The 21,704-nt window shown below is 64.7% G+C and carries 10 protein-coding genes; all 10 read right to left on the bottom strand.

Annotated elements, in window-relative coordinates:
• A partial coding sequence (locus BLR51_RS11510; RefSeq protein WP_207543619.1) for a transposase occupies positions 1–253 on the bottom strand: 253 nt, incomplete at its 3' end.
• Positions 254–299: 46 nt separating this feature from the next.
• Positions 300–1,733, bottom strand: coding sequence for a hypothetical protein (locus BLR51_RS11505; RefSeq protein ID WP_089847031.1), 1,434 nt, complete (start codon positions 1,731–1,733; stop codon positions 300–302).
• Positions 1,734–1,835: 102 nt separating this feature from the next.
• The gene (locus tag BLR51_RS11500) at positions 1,836–2,732 is read right to left on the bottom strand and encodes a hypothetical protein (RefSeq protein ID WP_089847029.1); all 897 of its coding nucleotides are present in this window, start codon (positions 2,730–2,732) and stop codon (positions 1,836–1,838) included.
• Between the two features lie 162 nt (positions 2,733–2,894).
• Positions 2,895–4,304 carry a caspase family protein gene (locus BLR51_RS11495; protein ID WP_089847027.1) on the bottom strand — a complete coding sequence of 470 codons (1,410 nt, stop codon included), beginning with the start codon at positions 4,302–4,304 and terminating at the stop codon, positions 2,895–2,897.
• Between the two features lie 257 nt (positions 4,305–4,561).
• Positions 4,562–4,861, bottom strand: coding sequence for a hypothetical protein (locus BLR51_RS11490; protein ID WP_089847025.1), 300 nt, complete (start codon positions 4,859–4,861; stop codon positions 4,562–4,564).
• On the bottom strand, positions 4,842–16,961 hold the full coding sequence (locus BLR51_RS11485; protein ID WP_089847023.1) for an LPD38 domain-containing protein: 12,120 nt from the start codon (positions 16,959–16,961) through the stop codon (positions 4,842–4,844). Before BLR51_RS11485 ends, BLR51_RS11490 begins: the two co-directional genes overlap by 20 nt.
• A complete protein-coding gene (locus BLR51_RS11480) occupies positions 16,961–18,643 on the bottom strand; it encodes a cell wall hydrolase (RefSeq protein WP_089847020.1) in 1,683 nt (560 codons plus the stop codon). Before BLR51_RS11480 ends, BLR51_RS11485 begins: the two co-directional genes overlap by 1 nt.
• A complete protein-coding gene (locus BLR51_RS11475) occupies positions 18,643–19,824 on the bottom strand; it encodes a hypothetical protein (protein WP_089847018.1) in 1,182 nt (393 codons plus the stop codon). The genes BLR51_RS11480 and BLR51_RS11475 overlap by 1 nt, the downstream gene beginning before the upstream one ends.
• Complete coding sequence (locus tag BLR51_RS27400) at positions 19,781–20,278, bottom strand: hypothetical protein (RefSeq protein ID WP_131821812.1); 498 nt, start codon at positions 20,276–20,278, stop codon at positions 19,781–19,783. The genes BLR51_RS11475 and BLR51_RS27400 overlap by 44 nt, the downstream gene beginning before the upstream one ends.
• Positions 20,239–21,702: a hypothetical protein gene (locus BLR51_RS11465; protein ID WP_089847015.1), complete on the bottom strand. Its 1,464-nt coding sequence runs from the start codon at positions 21,700–21,702 to the stop codon at positions 20,239–20,241. Before BLR51_RS11465 ends, BLR51_RS27400 begins: the two co-directional genes overlap by 40 nt.
• Between the last annotated feature and the right edge of the window lie 2 nt (positions 21,703–21,704).

The raw sequence follows: 21,704 nt of genomic DNA, 5'->3' as shown, positions 1-21,704 counted from the left end.
CATCGTCGTGGTCCTGCCAACCCTGAGCGACCAGGAGCACCATGGTCCGCAAGAGCGACGGCAGGTCATGCACGACATCGGCTTGGCGGCGGCTGTCCTTCATCCGCGCCGCCATCCAGCCGATAATCCCGGTCGCGTCGAGAGCTTCTCGCAGCAGTACTGCGCCAGGATCGCCCGTCAGGCGCTCGGCGCGAGTTTCGATCGAAAGAGAGCGGTTGAATCCGGCCGTGACCGGCCGTAGCGTTTCACCCATGCGTGCGTCCGAAGCTGCTGGCGGATTTTGGTGTAGCAACTTGATTCTACGGCGCTTTCAGGCGCACGCAACCTGCCCCCATCGATTTGGATGAATAAACCGGGTTGATGCCATCCCCGGCGCTGCCCTTCATCCAGCCATCCTGCCAGGTGAGGCCATTGATCTCGGAATTGGCGTGGAAGAAGTCGCCCGGATCGCCGGTGAATTCCGTCAGCACCCGCCCGACAATGTCGTCCTCCGGCCCGCCGGTGATGTCCGACCAGGTGTAATAGCGGTTTGTCGCCTCGTGATACGCAAAGCGCCCGTTGCGGCGATACTGGATCACATGGCCATTGAGCGGATCGGCAGAGCCGTCCGACAGGCTGCGGCCCGTGCGCAGCGCCTGATTGGGCCAGTGCCGCTGCCGGTGCATGCGCCCGTCGAATTTGCCATGCAGCACCTTCACCCAGGCAATCGGCGCCTCCACCGTGCCGCTGAACCGGAACACATGCCAGACGCTGTCATCCATCACCGCGAGGGTGGCGCCGCGATAGTCGAAGGTGAAAGAGACGCCGTCGCGCCGGATCATGCGATCCACCCAATAGGTGCGCCCGGGCGTGAACCGCAGCGTGTCCCCCTCCTCCAGCCGCGCCAGCGCCGCCTCGATGGCAGGCGCGTCAGACGTCACCCCGTCGCAGGCCGGACCAAACGCATCAACCTGCCAGACCCGGCCCTCAGACGGTGTCGCCCGCAAAAGAACACCCGCCTCGGTCGCAAAATCGAAATCCGTGGATCCGGCGGGCTCCTCGACATATTCGGCCAAAGTCGTCTGCCAGACGCGACCCACCCCGCGCGAAGGTTCGGGAGATGCGCGAAGCTCCGCCAGCGAAGCATAAGGCGCACGCGCGATCTTGTAGCCGCCAAGGACCGTGCCATCATAGACGCGGATTTCCTTGGCTTTGCTGTCAAACTGCAGCTCCGACGCCTCCCCTGCCGTGCTGTCCAGGGCCGCCGAATCCCCGCTGCGCGCGATCAGCGCTTTCAGCGACCACTTTCGCGCATCACCTGTGGTGAGATCCTCACCAGAGGGATCGTGGACATAACGCGTGCCGCCCACGGTGATGATATCGGCCCCCAGCGTATCCGCCGCCAATGATGTGGCGCGTTCGAGGCTCGAGAAAAAATCACCAGCTTCGTAAACCTTCAGGCCGCCCGCGCCTTCGGATCCGCCCGTTGTGATCTCGTGGAAATCCATCGCCGTGGGGGCAGCGACTCTGTAGGTCTGAGTTCCCGCAAGGATCAGAGAGCCGACTGGATATTTGGTGGCCGGAGCACCAGAGGCCAGAAAGGACGCCCTCGAGGGATAGGTCATCACCGCGTTGATGCCATCGGCGATGTCATCCAGCGCGAGATCAAGGTCCGAACGGAGAATGTTCTCACGCGCCTTCTTCTGATCGACGAAGCGCCAGATACGCGCAAACGTGCCGTTGGTCGTCGGCATGTGACCCTCCTGACTAGCCTGTTCAGGGGGGTAGCATCGAAGCCTGAAGCCGTGCGGCGAAGGTGACCGGGGCGCTCGATCGCCCCGGTCGACCTAAAAAGATCAGCCCTCGAACTGCTCCACGCCCTTCGCGCTGACCGACCGCAGCAGCACTGTCAGCTCGAAGTTTTTCGAGCCGTCAGGGTTGGAATCGGGGGAATAGGTGCCGCGCACATCCCCGGTGCTGGCGGTCGCCGCTGCGGTCACACCCGGCACGAGGGTGCCAGGGGTGGCGGCGGCACCATCCTCGATCTCGGCCAGCACGTCGACGGTTGCGGCGAGGAACGCGGGAAGCCCCAGCACCTTGGAATTGCCGACTGTCGCTGCGGTGATACTGGCCGACGGCACAACCGACGTGACTGTCTTGAAGGCCTTCTTGCCGATCATGCTTGTCCCGGATCCCGACGACTCCACCACGGTGTCGCCGAACTCGTCCGTGCCGGTGACCGTCAGCACCGCCGCCCCGGTCCAGGCTGCAACCACGTTGCGCGGCACGTCGAAGGTTGCAACGCCCTCCGACTCCGACGCCAGCACGCCATTGAGGAGCAACGGGGCGCCCGCTGCGCCATCCTGCGACGCGCAGACGCCATCGCTGTCAGAGCCGACCGGCGCGCCCAGATCGAAGCGGACCGCTTCCATGGCCATCATCCGGCCCGGCGAAGCCAGGCTTTCCCCTGGCGCACCCTCGGCCCGGTCAAGGTTGAGATGCACAGTCTCCCCCGCCCCGAAGACCTGACCGGCGTAGATGGTCACGACGATCTCGGACGGACCAAAGGCCACCGCAAAGTCACCACTGGCGGCAAACAGCGTGCGGTGCGAGCCGGAAACTAAAACGTGCTGGCCCCCGCCGATGTAGTCGACTGCCGAGCGCCCCTCAGGATAGCCTGCGGTGAAGGTTTCGCCATGGGCAACCGTGGCGGCGAGCGTGACGCGCACGGCGTCGAACAGAGAGCGAATCATGGACTGGTCCCTTGCATGGTGACGGAGTGTCACCATCCATGCCAAAGGTCCGCCCCCGAGTGCGGCGAAGTCAGGGAGCAGGGCTAAGTCGTTCCAATGTTCGCCACCCGCACGAGGCTTGCTTCGTTGAGATCGGCCCGAAGCTAACCTTCAAGGGGAGGCCTACGACCTGCTTGAACTGAACCGCAAAACGTAACTTCTCAGAAAATCGTAAGGGTCCTGCACTTCGGAGAATACAACTTCAGACGGGTCTGCAGCCCATTTGTGATGAGACCATTTCCACTCTTTCCGGCTTGTTGATGGCTTGAATGAATCCCAGCCTGAACGCAGCTCAATAGTATTCGAAGTAAGTATCAAGCACTCAGTTAGTCGCGGTATAAAAACGATCTCAGAAAAAACGCGATTAAGGGATTTTCGCTTCGGCTCGAAGTATATTCCGACATGGACTGAATCGAGCTCACATAAATTCTCCAAGGAATACGAATATTCAATAGGGTCCGGAAAGAGCGCTGGCATCGTCAACTGGTCGATAAATGATCCACGGGATTTGGGGTTCTTCTCCCATCGGCGCGCCTCAACGAAAACATCATTTCCTGGCCGCTGCTGCAGAAGATTGTATATTGCCTGATAATTATCTACATGGGTATAGTCATCGTATTTTACGATGCGCTGCTCAAATATTCCTGAAAGATCGTCCAGATTAGCTCCATCTTCAAAGCCAGCCTGGAAAACTCCATCAATAAACGCCTGCGCTTCTTTTTGCTCAGGAATCTCTGCATCAATTCTTTCTATCTCAGCGAGAGCGACTTTAACCGCATCGACTTCCGGCGGTTCCACTATCTCTGATTTTTCGTCAACAAGAAAAAACTCCGCACGAAGAGAACTCAGCGAATTTGCGTCGCCGCAGAACTCCGCAAGCCCTGTTCCTTGAGAAACAAAATGAGGTGTCTGACCCCCAAGGCTCTTGAAGGCATCCCTTAATCCGCTTTCGATGTCCGAATAGTAAACAACTCCGCTTTCTTTGATCAGAGCTGACTCTATGAAAGCATCTGTGAAACGGCTTAGCTCTTCACCTGCCCGAGATGATTGGTCGTTCAAGCACGAACCAATTTGCAGAAAGTCGTTAAACTTTCCTTTTGGAGCAGCTTCTAGAAAATTCGCCCCACTTTTGATAAGGTTGGCTCCCGAAGCACAGGCGTCTATCACTATAACAGCTTGCTTTGGGTTGAACTCGCGTAGAATATCGTACGCCTCATCTCGTGATAGGCCACTTCGGTTTGGAATAACTTCATTGAAATCGGAAAAGCACATATAAAAATTGTCTTGATCTGATACGCCATGCCCTGAAAAATAGAAGAAAAGCTCGCCAGTTTGGGTGTGAGATTTGGCAAGCACTTTTAGATCATCTTTGACCTCAGATATTGGGCGATCCAGATAGCAGTAAATGTTGCTAAACTTCCCCGTAGCAGAAATAAGCTTCTTCATTTCTGCTACATCATTGCCTACGCAATCAAGATCATTGAGATTTTTATACTTCCTGTTTCCTAGGAGGATGGCAATATTTTCAGTCATGTTCTTAACTCCTTATTAATCACGTCGATCAGCACATCCATGGCATACACACCTTTATTTCCATAGATGGCGCAATGCGCCACCGGCTAGGAGAATGCTTCTGATCTTTTCTAGCAGTTTAGGGAAAAGTGGCGCGGTGTCTGTCCACCAAGAATGCCCGCGTTCACGGAAAATAACGTTCATCCGTGGCGCCGCGAACGGCAGCTTTCCTCCCTACCTGTATACTGTCGCTACCGGTCCAACTCGCTTGCCCGACATCAGTCCCCGTAAACCTCATGCATGGCCTCGGTGGCTGCCGCTTCGAACTCCATCTGTTCTTGCCAGAGGATATCGCCTGCGGTCTCGAGCACCATGTCGCAGAATTCGGCGCGGTTGGTGGGGCCTGCGGCCTGCGCCTCCAGCTCGGCGATCCATTCTCGCGTCACCCGGGTGTCTTCCTTGACCGCGGCGGCCAGCTCGGGGGCGCGGGACAGGGCCAGATTGTAGCCGACGGCACCCGCCGCCATGGCGAGCGCCACAGCGGCGAGGATCAGGACATTACGGGTGCTGCTGGTCAATTTCGGCCTGCTTCTGGTAAAACCGGCGGTTGAGAGCATCGTAGTAGCGCTGCTGGCGGCGTTCAATGGCCTCGATCCGCTTGACCTTGTCTGCTGACGACAGCGCCGTATTGCCGCGCACGGCGGCCACCTGATCATTCAGCGCGGCCATCTCCCGCCGCGCCCGGTTTGCAGCGGTATAAAGCCCGTCCAGCGACACATACCGCCGTGGCGGCCTCTCGCCCGCCTCCCGCGCCAGCTTCACCCGCGTGTGGGCGTCGTTGATCTGGTCAACATTGTCGTAAAACGCGCTGCGGTCATACCAGCTGCCGGTCTCGATCAGCACGTCTGAGGCCCAGGGGATCTTGCGGGTCTCGATCAGCGAGGCCTGCCCGGTCATCGCCTTGGCCAGCACATCCGCCGTCTCGCCCCAGAAGCGCCCTGCCCCGCCGGTGAGCTTGCCCGCGAAATGGTCCAGATATTCCGGCGACACATCGATCAGACCGCTTTCCGCCGCACTGCCGCCGGTCATGCGGTTCAGCTGATCGGCCACGCTTTTGGACGCCTCGGAGGCGCCAGCGTAGTATTTGTAGGCCATGGGCCCATAATCGCCCCACGGATTCTCGCGGCGGATGTTGCGGCCCAGCCAGTCCTCATTGTCGGCGAACTCGTTCAGATCCTTCAGGAGCGTCGGGAACAGCATCTGTTCGATGCTGCCAAAGCCGGTCGGCGAGACGTCGGAGGCCGCCGCGACAAGGAAATCGCCAAAGGCCTCCCCCGGTTTCTTTACGCCGCGCATCACCTTGCCGATCTGCGTGCCCGCATAGGGAAAGAGCGAATAGGTATAGGGCAGCGGCACGCCATAGGCATTGCCGAACCCGTCTTCCCCCTTCCCCCGCGCCTGCAGGAGCAGCGTGCGCTGCGCACGGTGATCGGGGATCTTGTCATAGGCGAGCTTGCCATCCTCATCCTCTTCGGACAGCGCCGCGTTCACCATGTCGAGCAGGAGCCCGAGCATCACGCCGCCCGCGCCGATGAAGGCGCCGCGCCTTGTCGTCATCACCGACAGGAACACCTGCAGGCCCTGGATTGCCGCGTTGGAGAACATGAACCACGAATTGATGAGGCTGCCCTGCGTGCCCCGACGGTTGAAGTTGACGGTCAGGTTCTTCGCCAGCGCCGCCGCCTGAGGCTTGGTCCAGCCGCGCTTTCGCGCCTCGGCATAGGCTGCAAGGCGCACTGCATTGTCCACCGCAAGGTTGGCGCGCTCGATGAAGCCAAGCAGCTTGTTGTCCCGGGTCGAAAACAGCGCGCGCGGGCTGGTGGCGGCCTTCAGGATCCGCGCCGCGCGCGGGCCCCGTGCCAGCGCGATGCGCCGGTGCAGATCGTCCATGCCTGCGGTCGGGTTATCGAGGGTCCAGAACGAGATCTGCGCGCCTGCCTCGTTGAACTCCTTGAACCAGTTGGTCCAGTCCGTGCCCGTCTGACCACCCATCCCGCGATAGGCGCCCATCATCGCCTTGGGCCATGTCTTTGCCACGGCCTGACCGAAACCCTTCCGATCCTCCCCCGTCATCTCTGGCAGGTTGATTTGTGCTGCGGTGAAATCCCGGAACGCATTGCGCAGCACGAATTCCGGGTTGAGCATCGTGTTCACCATGCTCTGGAACCGCGTGTAAAAGCCGACCATCTGGGTCAGCAGGTCAAGCCGGTCGCTGCCCATGCTGGACAGCGCCGGGATCAGCCGCTCGTCGTGGATCACGATGCGCTTTTCCTCGCCGCCAACCTTCACCGCGAACTCGTTCGGCGCCTGGTTCCAGGTCACCGCAGGATCCACGCGGGTTTCCACAAGGCCGGTGGTGCGGTTGAAATAGCGCTTCTGCTGCGGCGTCTTCACCGTCCAGATCGCGGCGGATCCATGGTCGCGCGCCAGACGGTAGGCCGCCTGCCCCACCCGGTTCTTTTCCGCCCGAAGCGCGGTCTCCTTCGCCTGCGTGATGGCCGCAACCAGCGGGTTGAAGGCCATCGACCGACGCCCCATCGCCAAGCGCGACTCGCTGCCCCCGATATTGTAGCGGCGCCCCAGCCCGGTCACGTCCAGCGTGGATTCCGCGTGGTCGCTTTCGGCAAAGCCCTTGAGCGGCACGTAATGGGCATACTGGGTTTTCCAGACCAGATATTCCTTCGGCGACAGCAGGCCCGCGTCGCGACGCAGATCCAGCGTGCGGGTGCGGAGCTGGTCGATCAGATCCGCAATCTCGGCCAGCTCCGCCTGAAACGGGCTCGCCGCCATTTGCGCCAGATAGGTGTCGGCCTCGGCATTGGTGATGCCGGAGCCGCCGTCTGGCATCGTCGGGTTGATCTGCGCGATGCGCGCATTGCGTTCCTTGGCATGGCGCGCCGCCAGCCAGTCCCCCACATTGTCCGCCGTGAGCCCGCCATTCGTCCCGGCGATCAGATCGACAATCCGCTTGGTGAACTGCTCGTCGATCTCGAAGAAATGCCGCCCGACCTTTCCCGAAAAGGTGGTCTCGGTGATATAGGCGTTGTGCTCGTCGCCAAGCGGCCTGCCGATGGCCCGCTCCACCGCCTGCTGGGCCCGCAGCACCGGCAGGAAACGGTCCTGGATCGCGACGCGCGCCCGATCCACCCGGTCGGCCAGCGCGCCGCGTGCGCCCGTCAGCCGTTCGAACACGCCCGCACCGGAGCGGGTCAGCTCCTCCCACAGGTGCCGGTCGGGAACATGCGTCGGCAGCGGGCGCGGCTGGCCCGGGCTGACCGCGGCCCGGCTGATGCGCGGCATGGCGGCGCTGCGCTCCTTGACGGTCTTCGCCATGGCCGCCGTGTCGGCGGTGCGCTGCCCGATCCGCCCGGCCAGCACCGCGCCAAACACATCCTCGGCAGTGCGGAAGCCCACGCCGCGCACCGCATTGCGGATCGCCTTGAGCAGTCGGTGGATCTTGTTGAACGCCCGCACCAGCACCGGCTTGCGCGGAGACTGCCGCGACGTGGCGCGCTCTGCAAATTCCTCGGCGATGCCCTCCTCGATCATCTCGGACGGCGTCAGGTCGGGATAGCGGCGGGCGATGTCGTGCTTTTCGACCCAGCCCCGCGCATCGGCTTCAAGCGCGGCCCATTCCTCGGCGGTGAAGAGGTTCATCGCCCGCATGGCATGGATGACCTCGTGATACATCGTCGCCACCGGATCGAGGCTCTGGCCGATCAGGATGTCCACCTGCCCCAGCTGGTTGACGGTCAGCGCCCCCTGCCGCGTGTGGCCCGGGGCATCGAGGCCAAGTCGCACCCGCCGGAGGTTCAGCCGGTCCAGCTCTGCCCGCAGGCCCGGCAGGATCTGTGCCTGAGCATCCCCGTTCATCATGGTCTGGCCAGCGCGGGGGCGTTGCTCTTTCGTCGTGATCGTCACGTCCTCGTCGCGATAGATCACGTAGTTATGGGAGCCCTCCCCGCGCGAGCGGGACTGCTGGTCAAGGAACCGGTGACCGGGGATCCCGAGGCTGGCAAGATACATCGACGCGTGGCGCGGATAGGTGGTGTCGCCGTCCAGCCAGGACGAGCCCGGCACCTCGAGCGGCAGGGCTTCCCCCACCGTATAATTGCTGATCGCCTTGACGAAGCGCCCCGCAGGCATGTCCCACGGCTCATTGTCCCAAGCATTGAGGCCCCGGTCAGCATAGACCTCGTCAATGACCTGCCAGACCTCTTCCGGCACGTTCTTCAACGCGGTCTGGACCTTGTCCGGCTGTTCGCTGATCGGCCTGTCCCAGTCCAAGAGCGTGTCGGCCTCCGGCACCTCGACGCTGTAAAGCCGCCCCGTCTTGCCCTTGGCCCGGGACAGCTTGTCCCGATACCATTCGGCAATCTCCCGGCGGCTCGCAAAATACATGCCCCAGCCAAAGGCCTGCGCACCCTCGCCGGACCCCACGAATTCGGAGCTGAAGCGGTCAAAGTCATGCGGCGTGCCGTGATAGGCTTGCTCTTCCAGACCGTAGCTCTGCCGGTCGCGCAGCATGTCCTGCATGAAAGCGTCCCGCGCGTCGGCGTTTGGAAACAGGAACCCCGCCTTGGCGCCGGTGGTCTTGCTGCGATAGCGCGAGTACCGCCCGCCGTGCTGTTTTGCCAGCGCGGCTGCCGTCCTGAAATTGTCGCCCAGATTGGTCTTCACCTGCGCGCCAAACTGGCGCACGCCGGTCTGGGAGTGGTCAAATTCGAAAGTGTCGAACTGCGCGTCCGGATCACCGCTGACCAGCGGCGGCTGCACCTTCGGCGCCTGTTCGGCCTGCGCCAGATCCGCGGCGTCCATGTCCGCATCGATGCCGGAGGGGCCGGTCTGCTCGAACCGGGCCGGGCCGCCCATGGTCTCGATGTCATCGAAAAAATCGCCGATCCGTGCGCTGCGGATGTCGGTGTCCACAGGGCGCCCGTGCTGATCCATCCAGTCGAAGATGCGCGTCCCGGCGTCCTTGTTCGGCAGCCGGTCGATCACCACCACGCGCGCCATGACGCCCGTGCCAGCGCGCTCGAGCGTCACGCCCGGCAGGTTGTAGCTGGCCGAGACAAAGGCGGTGGGCCCGTTCCTGTCTTGCGCAAGCGCTTCCTTCCACGCGTCGAACCGCTTGTCAGCCGCGGGGCCGGTCGGGATAAGCGCAACGATACGCCCGCCGTCGCGGGTATGCCGGAACGCCTTGTCCAGATGCGCGATCGCCGTCTTGCCGCCCGATCCGAACGGCGGGTTCATCACCACCGCGTCATACTTGTTGGTGGCCGCCAGATCCTCGAACCGCGTGCCGACGACACGCGCGCCCGGCGTCAGCAGCGCGGCGCGGCTGGCAAGATCGCCGCTCGGCTCGACCACCGTCCGGTCGGCATCCATGGGGAAATAGCGCGAGATCGAGCCGTCCCCCGCCGAGGGCTCCAGCACCTTGTCATAGGCGCGGATCCCGGCCCATTCGACCATCTTCAGCGCCAGCGGCTCGGGCGTCGGGAAGAAGTCGATGCCCGCGCGCTGGTCGCGCTTGCCCTTCATCTTCTGGCGGCCAAAGTAATGCGACTTTGCCCGGTCGAAATCGGACAGCGCGTTGTTGCGCAGGTCCGCATCTTTGCCGCCGATGCCGTCAGTCTCCGAAGGCGGGTTGCGCGCCGCGTTCTCGTAGGCGTCGATGAAGGCCTCGCGGATCGCGCGGGCCTCGTTTCCCATGGCAAGGTTCTCGACCGCCCCGGACTGCGCCGCGATCCGGTTGGCGAAGGCCTCGCGCTCCCATGTGGTGCCGATGGTGTAATATCGGTAGGGCGAATCCGACACGCTGCCCACGCGCCGGGTCCGACCTTCGGCCTGCAGCGAGGTTGTCGGCTTGGTCGGCATGCCCAGATTGACCAGCACACGTTTGTGCGCGCCCGTGGTATCGTGAAGCGAGATGCCGCCCGAGCCTGCATCGGACTGCACCACGATCACATCCACGCCGGAGCCGTCCGCGTTGAAGGCATCCTTGGCCGACTGTCGCGCCTTCTTCGACACGGTGCCGTTATATTCCACGGCGCGGTCGCCGAAGGCCGCGAGGATCTGATCCTTGGGCGGCGCCAGCTGGCCAAAATCAAGCTGGCTCAGCCACGGCAGTTCCGCGTGCATCTGGTTCAGCGCCGCGCGCGCATCCGGATCTAGCCCTTCCAGAGCCGTGAACGGGCCAGAGCCGCCGCCGGTGTTGAAGTCGTGGAACACCACCACTTTGCGCCCCATCTCGAGATGCTGGCGGATGTCGGCGGTTGCCGCCTCGGCCTTCATCGCCTCGAGGAGCTGCATGCGCTTGAGATAGCTGAACTTGGCATTGACCGCCTTGCTCAGCGTCTCCCATTTTTTCGCATCGGCCAGCGCTCTTTCCGCCACCGGCGCGCCCGGGTTGTCTGTCGCGATCTGCCGGGATGCCGCATTCGTCTCGCTCACCTTGTCCTGCAAGTAGCGCAGGGCCTGGTCGATCTTGCCGCCAAGCTCGTTCTCGACCGCCACGAACTTGCGGTCATAGTCGGTGTCCACATCCAGCTTCCGACCCCAGAGCGCGCCCTCGCGCTTGAGCCGTTCGTGAAACTCCCGGTGAAACACGCCCTGATCCACCGCCGCCTCGGGCTTGTTCAGCTTGTGGGTGCGGATCCGATAGCCAAAATTCTCGACCATGAACCAGTTGCGGCCCGACTGGCGCGAGCCGTTGCGGGTCTCGTCCTTCGGGTAGTCGAACAGATAGCCCTCGCCGTAATCGGTGTTGAGGTCATAGGCCCAGGGCGTGGCCGACAGGAAAACGGCATGCGACCGCTTGCGCTGGGGCTTTGCCTCCTCCTTGCGGGCCGCCTCGCGCGCCTCGTCGAAGATCGCCGCCAGACGCTCCTGCCGCCGGTCATCGTTCTGGATCTTCCGCGCCTTTTCGAGATCCTTGTGGCGCAGCATGATCTCCTTCTCAAAGCGATGGCTCGGTTTGTTGGTGATCGCGCGGAAGGCCTTGAGCGCCTGCGTCTGGTCGCCGCTCTTGTTCGAGCTCAGCATGTGCGCCTCGTCGGCCAGCACCAGCTCCCACTCGCGCGTGGCGAGGCTCGCGTTGTTGGCAAGGTTGGCATAGGTCGTCACCGCCACCTTGACGCGCCCGGCGCCGTTGTCGTCGGTGTCATCGAGGATCCCCATGCTGTCGATGCCAGACAGCCCGGCATGATCCAGCCAGTTCTTGGCCTCGTCTTGGGTCTTCACGACAGCAAGGATCGACTCCGCACCGCGATCAAGGAACCGCTTGGCGGTGCCCTGCGCGGTCATCGTCTTGCCAGTCCCGGTGCCGTTGGTGATCAGGATGCCGAAGCCGGTCTTCTTGCCGTCCTCGGGGCGGAAGAAGCGGCGTTCGATGCGCACCACGTCGTCCACCTGCTCCGGGTGCAGCGCAGGCACAGCCTTCGCCACCTCGGCATGGTGCCGGGTGGGTTGGGCCTTGGGTTCGGCGCTTACACGGTCGGCGGCGTCCGAAGCTTCTCTTCGAGTCGCTGCTGGTCCTGCATCGTCAGGACGTAATCCCGGCTCGCCGCGATCACGGCTTCCTGCACGGTCCCCATTGCCGTCATTCCGTCTGCCAGCGGTGCGCCCGTCGCCTGAAACGCCTCGATTGCCTCGGCCTCCCAGAGGAGCGGCATCACGCGCAGGTAGGCGACCGCGACCATTCTGCTTCCCATCTCCTCGGCGAGCTTCGCCGTCTCCCGTTCGAGCGCCTCGTCCATCTCCTCCTGCGGGAGCGGAAACATCAGTTCCGCCCACTCCGTCTGAAGCTCCTGCGTCTCCGCTATCGCGTTCCACGTCGCTGCCGGGTGCTGGTGCATCTGTCACGTCTCCTGTCAGGTCAATCCGGCCCGCCCGCGCCTCTGCGAGGAACCGCTCAAAGTATGGCCGCATCTCATAAAAAGCGTCGCGGCTGAGGCCAGCATCCACCAGAGGCTTTGCCATGGCAACAAAGGCCTCAGCGTCGGAGAGGGCCTCAAGATCCATGCCCTCGATGTTCCGCACGAAAATCGGGACCGCCTGCGCATAGCGGTCAGCATCGAAGCCAGACGCCCGCTCCTGCAGCGCCGGGCTCTGGCCGAAAAGCGCATTGAGCGCCGCAGCGTCGTCTGCCTTGGACGGGCGCGGCTTGGCCTTGGGTTTGCCTGCCTTCGCCTTCTGCGGCTCCGGACCAAAGAGCGTATCAGCGGCCTGATCAAAAGCATCCACCTGAGGCGCGGCATCAGGTTGCCGCCCAAAAAGCGTGTCTGCCGCCGTGTCGAAGGCGTCCGGCTCTACGTTTTGGGCTCGAGCCCGCCCGTTTCCGTCGCTATCCGGCGCAGCTTGCGAAGGTAGTCGAGCTGCGCCTTGTCGTCCGGGTGCAGTGGCCCTTCCGCCTCCATCCCGACCAGAACCCGGATTTCGGCCTCGATCTCGGATTTCGGGGAGGTTGAGTCCAGCCCGCCCAAGCTGGGAACGGATCGCGGCGTCCGTGGCGTTGAAGATTGCATCAGGTTCAACTCCTTTCTGTGAAACGATATTTGTGGTTTCTCCGGTGAAATCAATGACGCCGTGCCGGTGGAGGACGTCCCCAAGCAGATGATCGAGCACGGTGTTGCCCTGCGCCTCGGTGATCTCATTCCGGTTGTACTGGCGCTGCATCTCTCTGCGCAGCACCACCATCACAGCGTCTATGGCCCGCTTGATCGCCAGGAAGGTATCCTTTTGGGCGTCGCGCCCGCGCAGATACTCGCGCAAGGCTTTGCCCGGCTTCGAGCGGACAACAGATCCAGCGTGGCCAATCGCAACCAGTTCCGTCGTGCCGGTCGAGAAAAACGCGATGTCAGACGGGGAAAAGGTCCGGTTTCCTGGGTGGTTGTGGGTGGCATAGGACACCTTGCCAGCAGCAGCCATCTCGTAGGCGTATTTTGGCGGCGCCACGCCGCGAAGGCTGCCCGAACTGACAGAGATGAGCTGTCCATCGGCATCGAGCATGACCATGATCTCTTTGTGGATCTTGGTCCGGGAGCCTTCAGATACCACGAAATCATCAGCCACCTTCCGGCGGTCTGCAACGGAACCGGCGTCCTCGAGGTCGCGAAGCAGCTTCGGGCCCACGCGGTCAAAGATGTTCCGATTGTTGTCGAGTGCGTCACGGCTGGCGGGATCTGCGGCAAAATCCGCGATCCGCGCCTCGAAATCAGCCAGCAGCTCGGCATCGGTCTTCTGGGCGGGAGTAGCCTCGGGTGCCGCTGCGGCACCGGCGTCAAAAAGGTCGCGCCGATCCTCGGGATTGCCGAACAGATCGTCACGCCCCGATCCGGGCCCGCCGTCGCGCCCGCGCATGGGCCGGTTCATCTGCGTCTCGGCGCGGTCGCGCTCGGTGATCGGCGCAATGCCTAAGAACAGCCCCTGATCGCCCGCGTCGGTGCGTTCCGTCTGCGGCGTTACTTCCGGGGCAGAGGCTTGCCGCCCTTCCGGCGCCAGTTGTCCAGTTGCTCCGCCTCGTGGGCCAGTTTCAGACCCTCCTGCGTCATCTGGATGAAGTGCTCGCTTGACATCTTCGAGAAACGACCTTCGCGCGTTTGCGAGGGTTTGGGCTCCGGATTTGTAGTCTCGGGCGGCTTTTGAGAGTGCGTCACTGATCGCCCCTTTCGTGTTTGCCTGACGCTGAAGGTATTCCAGCACGGTTGCATCTTCAACGGCGCGCCGCTGATTGGCGTCCTGATCGAGCTGGTTGCCCGCCCCCGTAATCGTGTCGCCGCGGTTGATCAGCGTGTTGAAGGTCGCCCGGTCCTGCCGGATGCCCTTCATCGCGCCATCAAGGATCTTGGCCCGCTCCAGATAGAGCGACTGGCTCACCTCTTCGTCGCCGAAAAGGCTGGTCTGCGTCTCGGTCTGGCTGTCGGCTGCGGCGTCGCGCGCGATCATCTCGGCCTGTGCGGCGTTGCCGGGTTTCAGGCGACCGAGCAGACCGAGGATGTCGGAATGCAGCGCAGCATCAGACACGACGCGGCCCACAATCGCCCCGTCGCGCTCCGTCGCGTTGCCGTTCGCCACCATGCCGAACGCATCATCGGAGAGCTGGCGAAGCCCCTGCGCGTCCCGCACAAGCGCAGAGCGCGGCGGCAGGCCAAGCTCTTCGATGGTTTCGGAACGGTCGCGCAGGATCCGCGCGGCATCGAGGGCGCTGCCCGACCCTTCGCCGACATTCTTCATGGCCGCCCGAAGCATCACGTCCTCGGGCGTGTGGCCGTCCGCTTCGTTGTAGATCACGGCGGCCATGCCGCCCACATCCTGCTGGCCAGCCTGCGCGGCACGCTTGGCAAGGCCGGTGCGCTGGTGGCCATCCGCGACGATCAGCCGACCGTCGCGGGTGCGGTAGAACACGCCCTGCCCCGCCCGGTTCGGATCGAAGCTGGACACGCCCTGCAGACGGTCGGTCACGCCCTCGGCGTCGCCGCCGTCCTTGTACTGGAAAACCTCGGCGTCGGTCTCGACGCTGCGCATTTCCGCGTCGGTGAGGAACCGGCGTTCGGGCTCGGCCTTCTGGCGCGATGCGCCCGCGCTGTCCTGCGCCGATGCCGCCGGAGCCGGGGCTTCAGGTCGGGCAGGACGGGGGCCGGACCCCACAACCGGCGCAGCCGCCCCGCCCTGCTCCGCCCCATCCGTCGCCGGGGCGGCATTCGATGGTTCCGCGTCGAGCACGCGCAGCTCGCCGGTCTGTTTGTCGATCCGCACCCTGCGCCCGGTCTCGACCGGCTCGCCGCTCGACGTGTCGATCTCGGGCAGCGTCTCATACCGTTCGGGATCCTCAGGCTGCGCCGGTGCCTCGGGTGCCTCGGGCGCAGGCTGAACCGGCGCTGCGGCGGGCTCGGGTTGTGGATCCGGTTGTGGATCCGGCTGGGGCAAAGGTTGCGGTTCGGGCTGGGACGCAGGAGCCGGAGCCTCGTCCGTTGGCAGCTTGGGCTGGACCGGGGCCTCCGGTGTGGTGTTCATGGCGGCCGTTTCCGGCGGCACGTCCGCGCGCGGCTGCCGGGGCGCCTTCTGCTTCTCGACGGGCGTGTCATCCTGCGCCCCACCCGCGACCATGCCCATGCCACCGCCCAGAATGGCGCCGATCAGTGCGGACTCGCCTGCCCCCTCCAGCACGCCCTGTTCGGGGTCATAGATGCCCTTGGCCGTGAGGTTGTTGGCAATCTCTGTCAGCGCTTCCTGCACGCCCTCCTCGCCCGCCGTGGCGAAGGCGTTGGCAAGACGCTGCCCCATGGCCTGCGACGCGCGCTGCCGCAGGCGGGACGGCAGCATGCGGAAGGCACCCGCGATCGGCACCACTTCGGAGGCGCCGACGATGGAGCCGATATAGGCCGCCGTGCGCGCCTGCTCTTCCGTGGCGCCGTCCTGCTTGGCCCGGCGATACATCCCGGCGGTGTTCATGGCAGAACCAGCCGCTGCGCCGCCAAGAGGGCCGGTCAGCAGCGTGGCCCCGATAAACCCGGCCATGTTGCCCGCGCCCTCGGCCAGCTTGGAGATGAAGCGGTCATCAAACTGCGGGTCCGGCGTGCCAAACAGCTCCTGTCCCGCCTGCCGGATCGCTTCGCCGCGCTGGTAGATCGGGCGCTGGTCGGCATCGGGACGCAGCGGGCCCTCGGCGATGTTCACCAGCGGTTCATAGGCGGCGATGGTCCGGCGGCTCTCCTCGATCACCGCGTCGATCCGGGCGCGCTGCTCGCGGCTCATGTCGGGCAGCTCTGCGAGGCGACGTTCGGCAAGCGCGATCTGGTCCCGCGCGCGCTGCACGGTCTCGGCAGCCATCAGCGGCGCCGCGTTGGGGTTGCCTGCGCCGATGACAGCGGCGGTCTCGGGCACGGAGGCGCCGATCTCGACCACCCCACGGGCGGCCCGGCTGCCCAGATCGCCCCAGCTCTGCCGTGGCGGCGCAGGCTGCACCTCGTCCTCGGGCAGCATCAGGGACAGCAGGTCGGCCTCCGTGTGGCGCTGGGTGCGCCGGGCCTCAAGCGACGACGGCATCGCGGGCTCGGCAGGCACGCGAAGCTGCGACGACGTGTCGGCAGGAATGGCTGGTGCTGCGGGCGTGCCAAGCGTCGGCGCGGGTGCGGTGGTGGCAGGCGGCGGCATGGAGGGGCGCGCGGTCTGGGTCGGTGCGGGCGCGGCGGGCTGCACCGGGGCCATGAGCGACGCCAGATCCAGACCGGCAGCGGTCTGGCGCTGCGTCCGGCGCATGTTGAGAGATGAGGGCAGATCAGGCTCACCGGGCGGCGGCGGCATCCCTGCGGCTTCAGGCATCGTGCGCGGCCCCGGTGTCCCCAGACCAGCCAGCGGCGCGGCATAGCCCGGCAGCGGCTCGGTGGCGTCGGGGGTCGGCTGCGGAAACGAAAACAGCGGATCCACCTCGACAGCCTCGGAGGTCTGACGCTGGGCGCGGCGCATTTCTGTCGACGGCGCGGGCGCCGGATCACGCGGCAATTCCCGGCGCGCGGGCATGTCCGGCCCGGGGGCCCGTGCCTGCGTCTCCTCGGGCGCGTCCTTCCACCAGTTCTGCCCGTCCTTTGCGACGGGTGCAGACTTCCACCAATCAGCCATCAGGGTTTGATCCTTACCGTTCCTTCGGGGTCGACAAAGCGCGTGCCGCTGGGGAGCGCGTCGTAGTCTTCCTTGCTTTGCGGACGAGCCACCCCGCCCTGTCCACGCGGTGCCGGGTCTGAGGGCAAGCTTGGTGTCGGTGGTGCTGTGGGCGCCGCAGGAGCGGACCCGGTCGACAGCCCCGCAGGCGCGCCTGCACCACCCGCGCCAACGCCATCCACAATCGCCCAGAGCCGCCCCAGAAGCGGATCGTTGCGCGTCATGGTGATGGCCTCTTCGCGGGTGAAGAAATCGCCGGTATCGGGGTTGAGCTGGTTCAGCATCTCGCTGATCCGGGCGTTGATGTTGGTGATGGCGGTATTCACCTGCCGCGCGCGGGACGCATCGAGCCCGCCGGGCGCATCGCCAACGCCAGGCGGCAGGACACGCTCCCCGGTGTCGGTGTAATAGGTGTTGCCGTCCGGCGCCTTCACGGTCGCCCGGTCGCTGGGGTCTGCCGGGGCCCTGTAAAGCTCCTCGCCGGTATAGGGATCGACGAGGGCACCGCCGACATTCACGCCCTTCACCGGATCGCCGCCCATCATGGTTTTCTGCAGATCAAGCCATGCGCTCTGGTAATCGAGCTGATCGGCGGGCGACGGAGCGGCCCCCCCGGCATCGCCGAGCATGCTGCTGGCAAGGCTCTGCAGCGCAGGGTTCACCCGGTCGTTGGTCATGACGCCAAGAAGCGCCTCCATGCTGCCGCGATCCATCGCCGCCTGACCGGGCAGCGTCGGCAGGTTGAAAGATGCGCCGCCGCCAGCACCGGGACGCCCGCCTGCGGATCCAAACACATGGTTGCCAATCCGCTCCCAGTCTCCCCCGCCGCGCTGGCCCCATGCCGGATCCGCCGCACTGGGGTTGTAATAGTGCGTCGCCCCGCCGGTCGGATCGGTGTATTGGCCGGAGAGGAGCGCATCAGTGACCTGATACGCCGCATCGCTGGGCTGCATGCGGGTCATGTCGAGCCCGCCCTCGCCGCCCGCATAGCCGGTGACGCTGTTCCACGCGCTGAACTGGCCGGGCGCCATGATCACGTCGCGCAGGCTCTGGCCATAATCGCCGCTGTTCAGCCGGTTGTTGATGACCGCGCCCGCAGCCAGCATGCCGTCCGGACCTTCGCCGCCCGCTTCGGCCATCAGCGTCTGCGCCAGCAGGTCACGGTCGGGATTGCCCATGGCCGCCGCAGCCGCACGGGTCGGCCCGCCGTTGTTCGCCATGGCACTGTTGCGCCGCCCCTGCGTGCTGCCGACCTGCTGCGGGCTGTCGTAGATCACGCGCCCCGGCGAGCCCCCCGACGCGCGGTTCTGCCCCATGGCGTCCAGAATTGTCCCTGTCGCCGCGTCGTTCTGCGTCTCGGTCACATCATCATAAAGCCCCTGCGTGCGGGCACCGACGGCCCCGCCCAGCATCGGCGCAAGAAAGGCCAGCAGCGGCGAGCCGGTCTGGCCGACCGATCCGGCAGCGCCCTGCAGCGCGCCCATCACCATGTCATATTGCGACTGCGACCCACGCTCGGGCAGGATCGATCCGGGCGCCCCACGGTTAAGGATGCCGGGCAGGTCGAGGCCTGCGCCCGCGCCGCCGCCCGTCGGGATGAAAGGAGGCGTGCCAGTTGCGCCAAAGCCAGCCATCTTCGCCATCACTGGACTCCGATCCGGTTGCTGTCACGCTCCAGCACCTCGATCCGGAGAAGGGCGTTCTGCAGGGCGGAGATCACGACGCCCAGATAATCGGCGACGTGGATCACATCGGGACGGCCAAGCGAGGTCATCGCGTGGAAATCCTCCGCCATCGGCCCGATATGCACCGCCTCGTCACCCTCTGGGGCATGCTCCGGAAGGTATCTCCAGCCCGAGAGCGGAATGCTCGTCACCACCCGCGCCGCCGCCTCGGTATCGGCAGGGCCAAGCCTCTGCTTCCACGCTTCCGACGATTTGATCAGCGCGCCGCCAAGGCTGCCGAGCACAGAGGCCGTGGCCATCGATTGCTGCTGTTGCTGCTGATAGGCGTTGAGCTCGTTCTGATAGTTCTGCTGGACCATCCCGCTGTAATTGACGGGTGTCGCGTTTCCGGACGGGATGTTCTGCGCGGGTTCATAGCTGCCGCCCATGACCGCCATGAGCTCTGACATCGCAGAGGAGCGCTGCGCCGCATCCAGCCCGTAGAGGCGCGACTGCTCCTGTCCTGCGGCAATATCGGCGTCCATCGCGAGGCGGGACAGCGTGTCGTTGGTCTGCGACACATGCTCCCCATAGGCGTCGTTCCAGGCATCGCCGCCAAGGGGGATGCCGCGTGCCTGCAGGTTGCCGACCAGCTTGTCCGTCGACCGCTCGATCTGCGGCTGCAGCAGCGAATAGGTGCGGTTGTAGATCGTGTCGGCCACGTCGCCGCGATCCTGCACGCGGGCCGGATCCGGCATGCCGTAGACGTTGTCCTCCAGAAACCGCCCGGTGAAATCGACAGAGGCAGGCTCGAGCATCTCGCGGATGGCTTTTTCGGTGGGACTTTCGACATACATCTGGGCCTGCCGGAGCCGCCCGTCATTCTCGCCGCCCGACCAGGTCCCCGTGCTGCCGCTGACCGGTCCGCCCCCATCCGCCGAGGCTCCCCCCGCCGACTTGCCGACCGTGCCGCCGCCGCCAGCCGACTGCGTGCGCCCCGCGTTCGGATCGGTGGTGAAGGAGCCATCCGGCGCGGTGTAGCCGTAGCGAACGCCGGAGCCGTTCGGGGAAAAGGTGTCCACACGGTTCCAATACGCTTCGCTCGCGGCGGTTTTGTCAGGGTCCGGTGCCTTCGGCGCGCTGCCGCCCTTCTTGCCCATGTCGTAGCCACCTGCATTTGTCGCGATACGACTTGAGGACTAGAAGATCGGCCCCACCATGTGCGGCGAAACGAATGACCGCCTCCGGCTCGAAACCCAGCTTGCCCGCGAGGTTGAGAGAAGGTCTGTTGGTCAGCGGGATGGAGACAGAGATGGCAAAACAGCCAAGGTCGATGAACGGATAGTGGAAAAGATGGAACAGCGCCCGGCGGCTGGCCCAGGCGCTGCCCTCCTCTGCCGCAATCGCCGCTTCGACATGGACGCCGTTAAAGCGCTCATAGGCCACGCCCGCGACAAGCCGCTCGCCACGAACGATGCCAAGGGCTCTTGCCCCCTCCTCAGGCTCGTAGCCCTCGATCCGCTGCCCGACCCAGCGCGCGACGTGTCGGTCAGCGCCATAGAGAACGCCATCAACTATTGAAGGGTGACGTCCATGCCCACGATTTCCGCCCATCGCGCTGTAACCTCCATGCGAAGCTGAAAAACACTCCCCACGGCATCCATCGCGATCAGCTCGTTGAGCGCGATCACCTCCGCTCCATCCCCGGGATTGTCCGGCTGGAGCGTCACCGTCTGCCATGCCTCATTCAGATCAACCTGCGTCGTGTCATGGTCGGTCAGGACCGCGAGGCGCACCGTGAGCGGCCCCTTCGCAAGGATGTGGGGCGTGACCGTCGCGAGCCCCTGCGCCGTGGGAAGCCGGAACCAGGACGAATGCCATAGGGCGGTGATTTCTTCGGAGCCAAGTGCCGCCCGGTCGAGCTGCCCGAGGCGACCATCCTCAATATGGGTGAACTCGGTCTTGCCCCGGAGGTTGTGCCAGCAGGCGGCGGGATAGTCGGCGGTCGCCCATGACCCACTTTCGACGTGGTAGATCCACTGCCGCGCCACGCCTTCAAGGCTGTGGTTGATGATGATCTGCGAACCATCCGCCGCCGTGTGAAGCTGCCACTCGCCGCCCTTCTGGACGTGTTTCAGGATGGCGTCGGAGATTGGTCGCGAGACCTCGCCGACCAGCGCGCTCACGCCACGGCGAAGCGCGTCGGTGACGGAGACAAGGCCGCTTGTCGAGATCATCCAGAGATCGGATCCCACCTGCGTCAGGGGGCGGCCCGGGACCGGCGGCGCGGCTTTCACCCGGCTTACCTGCCGCCAGTCGCCAGCGTCGCCGGGATCAAGGCCTTCGTAGAGCACCATCATGCCGGTGGTCGTCAGGATGCAGAGCGTGTCGTTCATGCCGTGGCCCGCATCCACGGTCAGCGACAGGATCTCGGCGATGGTGCCGGTCACCGAACCCAGCCGCGACAGCGGAAAACGGGCCAGCTCGCCCATGACCGCGCCAACGCCGCCATAGTAGAAATCGAGGCTCTGCCCCCGGCGCCAGAAGATCAGCCGGTCATGATGCGCCAGAACCCCGTCAAACGTCTCCGGATCGCTGTCATCTGAGGTGGTGAAGGTCGAAGGCTCGAACGCCTCGCCCGTGAACCGCAACGGCGCGCCCTGCCCGTCGGCGATGATCGCCTGACCGCTGATGAACGCCGGGGTGGCATCTGGCCCCAACGCGCGGACAATCTCGTTCCCGCCTGCTTCGACGTGCTCGGCAAAGACCTCGATGTAAGACGGGCTCGCGCTGAGCTCGAACGGGATGCGCTGCCGGACCTGAGTGGCCCCCGAGACATAGGCGACCTGCGGGCGCGTTTCGACGGACAGGCCGGTGCTGCGCCAGTTTTCGAGCACCGCCGCAAAGGATCCGCGAACCTCGGAATTGCGCGCTTCCACGAACAGGCCGCCCACCGGCAGCGGGAATGGTGCCGAGCGCGCGGAGCCCTGAGAACCCGCCCGGGCGCGCTGCGCGCGCATCTGCTGCCGTCGCTTCATGT

Source organism: Salipiger marinus (assembly GCF_900100085.1).
Taxonomy (GTDB): domain Bacteria; phylum Pseudomonadota; class Alphaproteobacteria; order Rhodobacterales; family Rhodobacteraceae; genus Salipiger; species Salipiger marinus.
This window is presented reverse-complemented; position numbering and strand designations above follow the sequence as displayed.